The organism is Mesorhizobium sp. P2_C7 (assembly GCF_056404515.1).
Window position 1 is genome coordinate 63,830 of sequence record NZ_JBFUDW010000009.1, and the last position, 11,025, is coordinate 74,854.

12 protein-coding genes are annotated in these 11,025 nt (G+C 63.6%); 6 read left to right on the top strand and 6 right to left on the bottom strand.

Translation table 11 applies throughout. The annotated features are described in order from the left end of the window. Positions 1-22: 22 nt before the first annotated feature. From waaC to rfaD, 3 genes are read right to left on the bottom strand one after another with little or no spacing between them, the layout of a single operon-like run. The gene (gene waaC / locus AC1D2G_RS19590) at positions 23-991 is read right to left on the bottom strand and encodes a lipopolysaccharide heptosyltransferase I (protein WP_477344158.1); all 969 of its coding nucleotides are present in this window, start codon (positions 989-991) and stop codon (positions 23-25) included. Beyond that, positions 988-1,995, bottom strand: coding sequence for a lipopolysaccharide heptosyltransferase II (gene waaF, locus AC1D2G_RS19595; RefSeq protein WP_477228164.1), 1,008 nt, complete (start codon positions 1,993-1,995; stop codon positions 988-990). Before waaF ends, waaC begins: the two co-directional genes overlap by 4 nt. Then, a complete protein-coding gene (gene rfaD / locus AC1D2G_RS19600) occupies positions 1,968-2,918 on the bottom strand; it encodes an ADP-glyceromanno-heptose 6-epimerase (RefSeq protein WP_095090923.1) in 951 nt (316 codons plus the stop codon). The genes waaF and rfaD overlap by 28 nt, the downstream gene beginning before the upstream one ends. 164 nt (positions 2,919-3,082) lie before the next feature. Between rfaD and AC1D2G_RS19605 the strand changes: the two genes are divergently transcribed. The 4 genes from AC1D2G_RS19605 (at position 3,083) to AC1D2G_RS19620 (ending at position 6,583) form a co-directional block, all read left to right on the top strand. Continuing rightward, positions 3,083-3,715, top strand: a complete 633-nt coding sequence (locus AC1D2G_RS19605) for a LysE family translocator (protein WP_457153558.1) — start codon at positions 3,083-3,085, stop codon at positions 3,713-3,715. 140 nt (positions 3,716-3,855) lie between these two features. Beyond that, on the top strand, positions 3,856-5,349 hold the full coding sequence (rfaE1, locus tag AC1D2G_RS19610; RefSeq protein WP_477228163.1) for a D-glycero-beta-D-manno-heptose-7-phosphate kinase: 1,494 nt from the start codon (positions 3,856-3,858) through the stop codon (positions 5,347-5,349). Between the two features lie 7 nt (positions 5,350-5,356). Further along, entirely contained in the window at positions 5,357-5,929 is a 573-nt protein-coding gene (locus AC1D2G_RS19615) for a D-sedoheptulose-7-phosphate isomerase (RefSeq protein ID WP_477228162.1), read from the top strand. A 12-nt stretch (positions 5,930-5,941) separates the two neighbouring features. Beyond that, complete coding sequence (locus AC1D2G_RS19620) at positions 5,942-6,583, top strand: HAD-IIIA family hydrolase (protein ID WP_477228161.1); 642 nt, start codon at positions 5,942-5,944, stop codon at positions 6,581-6,583. A gap of 87 nt (positions 6,584-6,670) precedes the next feature. Here the strand turns inward: AC1D2G_RS19620 and AC1D2G_RS19625 are convergent, their stop codons facing one another. Continuing rightward, on the bottom strand, positions 6,671-7,465 hold the full coding sequence (locus AC1D2G_RS19625) for a glycosyltransferase family 2 protein (RefSeq protein ID WP_477415996.1): 795 nt from the start codon (positions 7,463-7,465) through the stop codon (positions 6,671-6,673). A 247-nt stretch (positions 7,466-7,712) separates the two neighbouring features. Next, positions 7,713-8,192, bottom strand: coding sequence for an Lrp/AsnC family transcriptional regulator (locus AC1D2G_RS19630; protein WP_095090929.1), 480 nt, complete (start codon positions 8,190-8,192; stop codon positions 7,713-7,715). Positions 8,193-8,443: 251 nt separating this feature from the next. Between AC1D2G_RS19630 and trxB the strand changes: the two genes are divergently transcribed. Beyond that, entirely contained in the window at positions 8,444-9,418 is a 975-nt protein-coding gene (gene trxB / locus AC1D2G_RS19635) for a thioredoxin-disulfide reductase (protein WP_477415998.1), read from the top strand. Positions 9,419-9,497: 79 nt separating this feature from the next. Further along, the gene (locus tag AC1D2G_RS19640) at positions 9,498-10,394 is read left to right on the top strand and encodes a LysR family transcriptional regulator (RefSeq protein WP_095090930.1); all 897 of its coding nucleotides are present in this window, start codon (positions 9,498-9,500) and stop codon (positions 10,392-10,394) included. 45 nt (positions 10,395-10,439) lie between these two features. On the opposite strand, the gene AC1D2G_RS19645 is transcribed toward AC1D2G_RS19640, so the two are convergent. After that, the gene (locus tag AC1D2G_RS19645; RefSeq protein ID WP_477228158.1) at positions 10,440-10,937 is read right to left on the bottom strand and encodes a methyltransferase family protein; all 498 of its coding nucleotides are present in this window, start codon (positions 10,935-10,937) and stop codon (positions 10,440-10,442) included. Positions 10,938-11,025: the final 88 nt, after the last annotated feature.

Here is an 11,025-nt window from a genome sequence, read left to right on the forward strand (position 1 = left end):
CCAATTGAATTGATTGAATAAATCAATCCGCCTGGCTACGCTCCAGCAGCCTCTCTGCCTCCGCTACCGCTTGCCCCGGCGTTACATGGTCCCCGGGTGCGGCCAAAAGCGTTGACGCGTATGGCCCGCGCGGCCCGGTCAAACCCGGCTCGGTGGCAAGAAAAACCGCAACCGTCGGCAGGCCGAAGGCGCTGGCGAGATGGGTCAGCCCGGTGTCGGCGCCAATGACCAGCGTCGAGCGGCCGATGATCGCGGCGATGTCGGAGAGCGGCGATTTGGGCACCACGACCGTTGACGGAACAGCCCCGGCGATCGCTTCGGCGACAGCCTTTTCGCGCTCGTTCGACCATGTGGTGACCGGCGTCGTCTCCCTTTCAACCAGCAGGCGGGCGGTTTCGATCCAGTCTTGGACCGGCCACTTCTTGTCTTCGCGGCTGGTGCCGTGCAGCAGGAAGGCGATTCTGCCACTGATGCCGGCCAGATTGCCGGGCGGCGGGACGATGCCGGAGTCCAGCCTCGAAAGATCGGGCTGGTAGCCGAGCGCCAGCCCGAACAGCCGCCGCGTGCGTTCGATGGCGTGCAGGTCGCGCGGCACGGCGTAGGTGACGTCGTAGACCAGCGACGCAGAAGGTTCGCGCGCGCTCGACCGATCGAAGCCGGCGATCGGCGCACCGGCCTGCCTGGCCACCAGGGCTGATTTCAGCAGGCCCTGCGCATCGATGACGAGGTCGTAGCGGCAGTCGCGCAGGGTGCGGCGCAAGGCGGCCGCTTCGCGCCAGGTGCCGCCGTCGAGCAATGTCTTGCGCCAGCGCCGGATCGCCACCGTGTGGATCCTGTCGATCGCCGGATGCAACGCCACGATGCCGGCGAATGCCTCTTCCACGCACCAGTCGAAGGATATGTCGGGCCTGACAAGGCGGGCATCCTCGACGGCCGGAAAGGTGTGGATGACGTCGCCCATCGACGACGTCTTGACGATGAGGACCTTCATGCGGCTGCCGGGATTTCCAGCAGGCGTTTCGCTGCTGCCACGACCTGCTCCACTTCAAGCGTCTTCAGGCAGTTGAGGTGGCCGAGCGGACAGACCTTCTGGTGGCAAGGCGAACAGGACAGGCCGAGCCAGACCAACTCGCACCGTTCCGCCAGCGGCGGCGTATTCTGTGGCGAGGTCGAGCCGTAGACGGCAACGATCGGCGTGCCGACTCCCGCTGCGACATGCATCAACCCGCTGTCGTTGGACACCGCCAGCCTTGCCGCCGAGATCAGGTCGATGGCGTCCCCCAGCCGGGTCTGGCCGGCGAGGTCGACAACGCCGGGGGCAAGGGCTGCGATCTCCGCCGCCACGTCGCGGTCGTTCTTCGAGCCGAACAGCGCGACCTTCAAACCCTTCGCCATGAGATCACGGGCAAGCCCGGCATAGCTTTCGCTCGGCCAGCGCTTGGCCGGGCCGAACTCGGCGCCGGGCATCAGCGCTGCGAATTTCTGGGGCGCGAGCCCGAAGCGGTCGAGCAGGGCGGCCTGGTTCTTCGCGTCCACGGTCAGGCGTGGCGGCCGGAAATGGCCGCCCTGGGCGAGGCCGAAATAAGCCTGCGCCGTGCGTCGTTTGACGCTGTCGGGCAGCGGCACGATGTCGGTCAGCAGGCCGTAGCGCATTTCGCGCAAATAGCCGAAACGGCGCGGAATGCGGGCAAAGAACGGGATCAGCGCCGATTTCCAGCTGCCCGGCAGGACATAGGCCATGTCGTAGCGGCCGCGCAGCAGTCGGCCAAAACGCCGGCGAATGGTGAATTCCAGCGCGCCGGGCTTGAGCGGAAAGTCGATCTGCTGGCGGATTTCGGGCATGCGCTTGACCAGCGGCGCGGCCCAGGCCGGCGCCAGCACATCGATCGCGGCGTTGGGATGAAGCTCTTTCAGCGCCGAAAACAGGCACTGCGCCATCACCATGTCGCCCACCCAGCGTGGGCCGATCACGAGGATCGTTGGGCTTTCAGCCATTCGACATAGTCTCTGACACCGGTTTCCACTGTCCGGAATTGGCCATTGTAACCGACCGCGCGCAAACGGGACATATCAGCTTGCGTAAAGCTCTGGTAGCTGCCCTTGAGATGGTCGGGGAATTCGATGAATTCGATCTCGCCCTTGCCCAGCGTGTCGATGACGGTTTCGGCAATGGCACGGAAGGGCTGGGCGCGACCGGTGCCGCAGTTGAAGATGCCGCTCGATCCGCGCTTCCACAGCCACAGATTGACGTCGGCGACGTCGCCGACATGGATGAAATCGCGGCTTTGCTCGCCCGGTCCGAAGCCATCATAGGCGCCGAACAGTTTCGGGTTCTCGCCCCGCTCGACCTGGTTGAATAGGTGGAAGGCGACCGAGGCCATGGCGCCCTTGTGCGCCTCGCGCGGACCGTAGACGTTGAAGTAGCGCAAGCCCACAACCTGCGCATGATCGGTGTCGAAGACGGTGCGCCTGACATAGTCGTCGAACAGCTTCTTGGAATAGGCATACACATTGAGCGGTCGCTCGAGCGCCGGGTCTTCGCGAAATTCGGCGCCGCCGCCATAGACGGAAGCCGAGGAGGCGTAGAGGAAGGGCACGCGCAGCGCCTGGCAGGCATGCAGCAACCGTTTCGAGAAGGCGTAGTTCACCTCCATCATGAACTTGCCGTTCCACTCGGTGGTGGTCGAGCAGGCGCCCTGGTGGAACACGGCCTCGATGCGGCCGAACGAGCCAGCCTCCATACGGCCCAGGAAATCGTCCTTGTCGAGATAGTCGGCGATGCGCAGATCGGCGAGATTGGCGATCTTGTGGCCATCGGTGAGGTCGTCGACGACGAGGATGTCGTCATGGCCTTCGGCATTCAGCGCCGCGACGATGTTGGAGCCGATCATGCCGGCGCCGCCCGTGACGATGATCATGTTGTTGGCCCTGATACGCGTTTCACTTGCCGATCCCGGCCCTTATAAGGGAGGCAGGGTGGGCTGTCGATAAAGCAGGCAGCGAAGCGGATGTCACAGTGGCGCCGCAAAGCTTCCGCTTCAGTCGGTTTGTGCCACCCGGGACGATCGTGAGGGACAGAAGAATGCCGTCGACCGAACTGCTCATCGCGTTTTTCGCCACCACGGCGATCTTCGCCTACATTCCCGGCCCGGCCATGCTCTACGCCGCCGCGCAGACGATGGCGCGCGGCCGCTGGTCCGGCCTGACGGCAGCACTTGGCATTCATCTGGGCGGCTATGTGCATGTCTTTGCCGCTGCCGCGGGCCTGTCGGTGCTGTTTCACGCCGTGCCGCCGCTCTATCTGGCGGTCAAGCTGGTCGGCGCGCTCTACCTGATCTGGCTCGGCGTTTCGCTGTTCCGCAAGCGCGTCGAGGGCGACATGGCGCTGCCCGCGATCGAGCGGAAATCGGCGCGGCGCGCCTTTTTCGAGAGCGTCACCGTCGAGGTGCTCAATCCCAAGACGGCGATCTTCTTCATGGCCTTCCTGCCGCAGTTCATCGATACCTCGGCGGCGCTACCGGTCTGGCTGCAGTTCGTCGTGTTGGGCACCATCGTCAATCTGATGTTCTCTTCGGCCGATATCGTCTGCGTGTTCTTGGCCGGTGCCGTGATCGGCTGCTTGCGGCGTTCGAGCCGTGCACAGCGCCTGATGCAGCGGGCCGGCGGGGCGGTGCTGGTCGGGCTGGGTGTCCATGTCGCCCTGCAGAAGACCTGACCGCCCGGCCATCGTGGTCATGGCCAGCCGTTGCGCTGCGTGGATTTGCGGTATATCGGCTTCGCCATGAACGAACCGGCCCTTCAATTGATGATTACCCGCAAGGTTGAAATCGGCCATTTCCACGCGTTGCCAGTGACATGATCAAGCACAATCCGCCTTCTCCCGAACCCCTGCACCGCGCCATCGCACGGTTTGGCCAGGCCACCGTGCTGGTGGTCGGCGACTTCATCCTCGACCGGTTCGTCAACGGCGTCATCGAGCGGATCTCGCCGGAAGCGCCGATCCCGGTGCTGCACCGGCGCGGCGAAACCTCGACTATGGGCGGCGCCGGCAATGTCGTCGCCAACATCGTCTCGCTCGGCGCATCCGCTGTTCCCGTGTCGGTGATCGGCACTGATGCTGCCGGTGACAATCTCGTGCGCATGCTGCGCGAACTCGGCGCTGACACAGCGGGCCTCGCGCAGGCGCGTGGCCGCATGACCTCGTCGAAGAGCCGCTTCAGCGCGCTCAACCAGCAGGTGCTGCGCTTCGACGAAGAGGAGATCAAGCCGCTCGATGTTGCGGAGCGCGACGGTCTGATCCGGCATTTCCGCGCGGCGCTGACGCGCGCCGACATCGTCGTCCTGTCCGACTATGGCAAGGGCATATTGCTCGACGGCGTCGCCGGCGACTTGATCGCCATCTGCCGTGAGGCGGGAAAGCCGGTGCTTGTCGATCCGAAGGGCCGCGACTATGCGCGCTATGCCGGAGCGACCGCCATCACCCCCAACCGCAAGGAGCTTGGGGAAGCTGTCGGCCATGCGGTGTTCGCCGATGACGAGATCGTGGCGGCGGCACGCCAGCTGATTTCAGCGCATGGCTTCGATTTCGTCGTGGCGACGCGCAGCGAAAAGGGCATGAGCGTGGTCGACCCGACCGAGGCGCGCCATATCGCCACCCAGGCGCGCGAAGTGTTCGACGTTTCGGGCGCCGGCGACACGGTGATCGCGAGCTTTGCATTGGCGCTGGCGGCCGGTGCCGACCCTGTCTCGGCGGCATCGATCGCCAATGCTGCCGGCGGCGTCGTGGTGGGCAAGCGCGGCACCGCGCGGCTGACGGTCGAGGAACTCACCGGTGCGCTGTTCCGTTCGCACGGGCCGACCGCCCACAAGGATGCCATCCTCGACGCTACGTCGGCCGCGCGCATGGTCGCGGCGTGGAAGGAGGAGGGCTTGAGCGTCGGCTTCACCAATGGCTGCTTCGACATCCTGCATGCCGGCCACGTCAGTCTCTTGCACGCGGCGCGCAGCCAGTGCGACCGGCTGGTGCTTGGCCTCAACAGCGATGCTTCGGTGCGACGGCTAAAGGGCGTCGGGCGGCCGGTCAACGACCAGCATGACCGCGCCTGTGTGCTCGCCGCCCTTGCCTCGGTCGATGCGGTCGTGGTGTTCGAGGAGGACACGCCCCTGGCGCTGATCGAAGCGCTGCTGCCCGATATACTAGTCAAGGGCGCCGACTACACGATCGACACCGTGGTCGGTGCCGATGTGGTGCGGAAGGCGGGCGGCCGCGTCGTGCTGATCGATCTCGTCGCCGGCAAAAGCACCACCAACACCATCGGCAAATTGCGCGCCGGCGGCACCACAAGCTGAGGAATTCATGTCTGACCTGAACGACTACCTGGTCCGCTCGGCGGCCGCGATTTCCGCCATGGTCGAGCGCGACCTGACGAGCGAGATGGAGCGGGCGGTGAGCGCCATCGTGACGGCTCTTTCGCAGGGCAAAGCCTTGCTGATCTGCGGCAATGGCGGCTCGGCCAGCGATGCGATCCACATCGCCGGCGAACTGGTCGGCCGCTTCCTCAAGGAGCGCAAGGCCTACAATGTCATCGCACTCCCGGCCAATGCCGCGGTGCTGACCGCCTGGGGCAATGACTATGGCTTCGACACGGTGTTTTCGCGCCAGGTCGAGGCGCATGGCTCGGCGGGCGGCGTGCTGTTGGCAATCTCGACCAGCGGCAATTCGCCGAGCATTCTCGCCGCTGCCGAGCACGCGCGGATGATGGACATGACGGTGATCGGCCTGACGGGCGACACCGGCGGCAAGCTCAAGCCGCTATCGGACATCCTGCTCAACGTGCCCTCGACCTCGACCCCGATCATCCAGCAGGGGCATCTGTGCCTCTATCATCATCTGTGCGAAGTGGTCGAAGCGCGTCTCAGCAATGGCTGACGGGACCTGGTCGTGAAGCTCGAACCCTATCCGCTCAAGGAGCCCGGACTGTGGGTAGAGCGGATCGATAGCAGGATTTTTCCGACCGGTACGCCTGCACTGTTTCTCGACCGCGACGGCACCATCAATCTCGACACCGGCTATCCCGATGACCCGGCCGAAATGGTGCTGCGCGAGGATATCGCCGCTGCGATCGGTGCCGCCAATCAGACCGGCATTCCCGTCATCATCGTCACCAACCAGTCGGGCATCGCGCGCGGCTACTACGGCTGGAGCGATTTCGCCGCCGTCAATGGCCGCGTGCTCGACCTGCTGCGCGCCGACGACGCGTTCGTGGATATGGTCCTTGCCTGCGCCTATCACGAGGCGGGCGAGGGGCCGCTTGCGATCGCCAATCATCCGATGCGCAAGCCCAATCCCGGCATGCTGCTGGAGGCGGCCAAATGTCTCGGGCTCGATCTGCAGCGATCGCTGATCGTCGGCGACAAGCAGGCGGACATGGAGGCGGGACAGCGCGCCGGACTTTTGCAGGGCTGGCTGGTCGACGGCGAAGCGGCCGTTCAATCGGGCTTTACAGTCCAGCCCTGGCGCGACCACGAGGATCTGGGTGGCCTGCTCGCCGCAATAGCGGCACTCGGCGCTATGTCGGGCTAGAGCAACTCCGGGAAAAGTGTGAAACGGCTTTCCGTCCGGAATTGTATCAAAGCAAGGGGGGCATAATTCCGAAAGTGGAATTTGGCCTCAAGTCCGATCGTTGTCTCGCGAAGCTTCATAAAGCTTGGCCTCGGTGGCGAACGAATACACCATCACCATCATCGAATAGACGAAGCCATGCCGGCCGCACAGGAAGTAGCGCTTGGCCAGGTAGAATTTCAGGAAGTTGCCGAGCGGCGACAGGACCAGCCTTATCAAGCCTGGCTTCTTGCCTCTCTCGACCAGCGTGGCAACCTTGAGGCTGGAGTAGGTGTTGGCCCTTGCCAGATCCTCCGCGACAGTCATTTCGCGGCGATGCAGCAACACGCCATTTTCAATCGTACCGGTTTCGCCCGGCACCTCGAACGATTCATGGACCCGCAGGTCAATGTCCATGGTGGCCTTGTCGCGGCGGAACAGACGCAGCAGCCTGTTGTGCAGCACCCAGCGGTGCGCATAGCCATAGCCTTTCAGCTTGTCGCGGCGTCTTACGAACCATCCGTCGATGGCCTCGTTGTGAGGCTGCGTCACGGTCACTATCGACCGCCTGAGCAGGTCGTCGACGGCCTCATCGGCTTCAATCGAAAGGCACCATGGCTGCGTGGCTTGATCAAGCGCGAATTGCCGCTGACGTGGGAAACCCGGCCAATCGTTGTGAAACAGCCTTATCGGGTAGCCCTTGGCGATGAACTCCTGAATGACGTCCAGGGTGTTATCCGTCGAACCTGAATCGACGACGACGATGTCGGCGCAGAAGTCGACGCTCTCCAGGCACGGGCCGATCATGTCGGCTTCGTTCATGCAGATGATGAGCGCCGAAACCGGACTAGAAAATCGAGTCATGATCCCACTCTACAGCACACTGTTCTGTGAAATTACGCTGCTTGCGCCATCTGTTGTTACGCAAGCCCTGTCGAAAAACCCGTCACACTTTCCTGAAATTGCCTTAGGAAACCAACAAAGCAGCCACGTCCGTCAGAACGCTCCGGCTTTCTACACCAGAGCCTGTCGAATCCGAAAGCGGCCCTGGTATGGCGAAGCCGGGAATTCGCATCGAGCGGGGACGATGTGGTGCTGCCGTCGACCAGCCTCAAGGCTGTGCAAACGAGACCAGCCCCTCGTCCTTGACCCGGCGGATGGTGAGCGCGGTGCGCACCGTGTCGACATTCGGGGTCGAAGTCAGCTCCTCGATGACGAAGGTCTGGAAGGCCCCCAGGTCGCTCGCCACGCAGTGCAGCAGGAAATCGGATTCCCCCGATACCATCCAGGCGTCGCGCACGATCGGCCAGCCGCGGGTGCGCTCTGCAAAGGTGCGCAGTTCGGCGTCGGCCTGGTGATGCAGGCCGATCAGGCAGAAGGCAACGACATCGAGGCCGAGCGCCGGCGCGTTGAGCAAGGCGCGGTAGCCGCGGATGATGCCGGCTTCCTCCAGCCGCTTGACGCGGCGCAGGCACGGCGGCGCCGAAATGCCAACGCGGTTCGATAGTTCGACATTGGTCATGCGGCCATCGGCCTGAAGCTCGCGCAGGATCTTCCAGTCGATGGCGTCGAGATCGGCCTTGAGCGGCATGAGGGCTCTCGATAAGTCAGGGCAATACGCAAGAATCTTGCGTGATCTTGTAATTAAACGACTTCGCTGTCCATTCCATCCCTCGCTCGGAATATTTCGGCCGATCAAAGCGGCGACAGGGGTGCGACAAAGCTTTCCGGGGACGAATGCCAACCTGCCTTGCTGGCGCCGTGGGCAACACTTACATTACGCGCGATATCGACGAGTTTTCCATGCCGCAATTGCCGGCAGCCCTCCGCAGAGGCTTCTAGATGACCACCAAGCACGCGCCCGTTCTCATTATCGGCTCCGGCCCAGCCGGTTATACGGCGGCGGTCTACGCCGCCCGCGCCATGCTGAAGCCGATGCTGGTCGCCGGCCTGCAGCAGGGCGGGCAGCTGATGATCACCACCGATGTCGAGAACTATCCCGGCTTTGCCGACCCCATCCAGGGGCCGTGGCTGATGGAGCAGATGCTGAAGCAGGCCGAACATGTCGGCACCGACATCATCAACGATATCATCACCGAGGTCGACCTCAATGTGCGGCCGTTCCGCGCCAAGGGCGATTCCGGCACCAGCTACACCGCCGACGCGCTGATCATCGCCACTGGCGCGCAGGCCAAATGGCTGGGCATTCCGACCGAACAAACCTTCATGGGCTTCGGCGTGTCGGCCTGCGCCACCTGCGACGGCTTCTTCTACCGCGGCAAGGATGTCGCTGTTGTCGGCGGCGGCAATTCGGCGGTGGAAGAGGCACTCTACCTGTCGAACCTCGCCAAGAGTGTGACGGTCATCCATAGGCGCAGCGATTTCCGCGCCGAGCGCATCCTGCGCGAGCGGCTCCTGAAGAAGGACAATGTCCATATCATCTGGGACACGATCGTCGACGAGATCACCGGCCGTCCCGGCAAGGCGCCGCTGCCGCCTTCGGTCGAAGGGCTGAAGCTCAAGCATGCGGTGACCGGCCAGGAAACACATCTCAAGGTCGACGGTGTGTTCGTGGCCATCGGCCACGCGCCGGCGGTCGAATTGTTTGCCGGCAAGCTGAAGCAGAAGCCGAACGGCTATCTGTGGACGGCGCCGGATTCGACCCGCACCGACGTTCCCGGCGTGTTTGCGGCGGGTGACGTGACCGACGACATCTACCGCCAGGCGGTGACCGCAGCGGGGCTCGGCTGCATGGCTGCACTCGAGGCGGAGAAGTATCTGGCCGGCATCGAAGTGCACCGTGAAGCGGCGGAATAAAGAGTTCAGAAGGCGACTTAGAAACGCCGTGTAAAAGCCTGATTTTTCATTCAGACGCCAAAACAGAACGAGGGGTAGCATGGCGTTGGACTGGGACAAGCTACGCGTGTTTCACGCTGCGGCGGAGGCAGGGTCGTTTACCCATGCGGCCGAGACATTGCATCTGTCGCAATCGGCGATCTCGCGGCAGGTCAGCGCGCTCGAACATGATGTCGGCGTGCCGCTGTTCAACCGCCATGCCCGCGGGCTGGTGCTGACCGAGCAGGGCGAAATGCTGTTCCGCACGGCGCATGACGTGCTGATGAAGCTCGAAACCATCAAGTCGCGGCTGACCGAGACCAAGGATCGCCCCTCCGGCGTGCTCAGGGTGACGACCACCGTCGGGCTGGGCGCCGGTTGGCTGACCGAGCGGGTGCAGGAGTTCATAGAGCTCTATCCCGAAATCAGCCTGCAGCTGATCCTCGCCAACGAGGAACTCGACCTCACCATGCGCCAGGCAGATTGCGCCATCCGGCTGCGCCAGCCGCAGCAGCCGGACTTGATCCAGCGCCGCCTGTTCACCGTACACTTCCACCTCTATGCCTCGCCCACCTATGTCGCCAAGCACGGCAAGCCGGCTTCGGTGGCCGAGCTGAAGAGCCATCGCATCGTCACCTTCGGCGTGCCGGTGCCGTCGCATCTGTCGGAACTGAACTGGCTGGAAACGATTGGCGATTTCGAAGGCGGACAAAGGGTGCCGACGTTGCAGATCAATGACATATTGTCGATCAAGCGCGCGGTGCAGGGCGGCGCCGGCATCGCCATGCTGCCCGACTATGTGATCAACAAGGATTCCGACCTGGTGCAATTGCTGCCGGAGACCGAGGTGCCGTCATTCGACACCTATTTCGCTTATCCGGACGCGATGAAGAACCAGGCCAAGCTGCATGTCTTTCGCGATTTCATCATCGCCAAGGCGCGTAGCTGGTCTTTCTGATCCACCCCTGGCGTCCGACTTTCTGGTCTTCATCCAGTTCTAGAATCACCCCCGCCAGGGCGTCAGGCGCGGCAGCCAGGCGGGCACGGCGCGGCGATAGATTTCGTATTGCGCGCCGTAGCGGCGGGCCAGTGTCGGCTCCTCGTAGAGCCGGACGAACGACACCATGGCGATCGCGCCGATGGTCGCGTAGGCGGCAAGCGTCAAACTCGAGAACAGCAGCGCCTGGCCGAGGATGATCGACAGCACCGCGACATACATCGGGTTGCGGACATGGCGGTAGATGCCGCCGATCACCAGTCTCTCGGTCGGTGCAACCGGAGCGGGCGTGCCCAGCCCCTCGAGCGCAAAGCGGCCGAAGGCATGCAGCAGTGCAGCGATCGCGGTGACGATCAGGAGCCCGCCAACAGGCACAAAGCCCGGCAGGCTCGACCATGGCAAGCCCCAGCGATCGGTCAACAGCCAGGGCACCAGCCCGGCAACCACGCCGGGTGCGGCGATGAAGAACGCCGCGCTGCCGGCGATCGCCGAAAACGTCCGCATTGGGTGCTTCCTCCCTGACTGCCTGATAAATGAACGGCTGCTGCCTGCTTCCACATCATTGCGCGGTTTTGGCATTTGGGCACAGAAA

Bases quoted from the DNA above. Each gene is read 5' to 3' on its own strand.
- waaC (WP_477344158.1), bottom strand. From the start codon at position 991: ATGAAGGTCCTCATCGTCAAGACGTCGTCGATGGGCGACGTCATCCAC.
- waaF (WP_477228164.1), bottom strand. From the start codon at position 1,995: ATGGCTGAAAGCCCAACGATCCTCGTGATCGGCCCACGCTGGGTGGGC.
- rfaD (WP_095090923.1), bottom strand. From the start codon at position 2,918: ATGATCATCGTCACGGGCGGCGCCGGCATGATCGGCTCCAACATCGTC.
- AC1D2G_RS19605 (WP_457153558.1), top strand. From the start codon at position 3,083: ATGCCGTCGACCGAACTGCTCATCGCGTTTTTCGCCACCACGGCGATC.
- rfaE1 (WP_477228163.1), top strand. From the start codon at position 3,856: ATGATCAAGCACAATCCGCCTTCTCCCGAACCCCTGCACCGCGCCATC.
- AC1D2G_RS19615 (WP_477228162.1), top strand. From the start codon at position 5,357: ATGTCTGACCTGAACGACTACCTGGTCCGCTCGGCGGCCGCGATTTCC.
- AC1D2G_RS19625 (WP_477415996.1), bottom strand. From the start codon at position 7,465: ATGACTCGATTTTCTAGTCCGGTTTCGGCGCTCATCATCTGCATGAAC.
- AC1D2G_RS19630 (WP_095090929.1), bottom strand. From the start codon at position 8,192: ATGCCGCTCAAGGCCGATCTCGACGCCATCGACTGGAAGATCCTGCGC.
- trxB (WP_477415998.1), top strand. From the start codon at position 8,444: ATGACCACCAAGCACGCGCCCGTTCTCATTATCGGCTCCGGCCCAGCC.
- AC1D2G_RS19640 (WP_095090930.1), top strand. From the start codon at position 9,498: ATGGCGTTGGACTGGGACAAGCTACGCGTGTTTCACGCTGCGGCGGAG.
- AC1D2G_RS19645 (WP_477228158.1), bottom strand. From the start codon at position 10,937: ATGCGGACGTTTTCGGCGATCGCCGGCAGCGCGGCGTTCTTCATCGCC.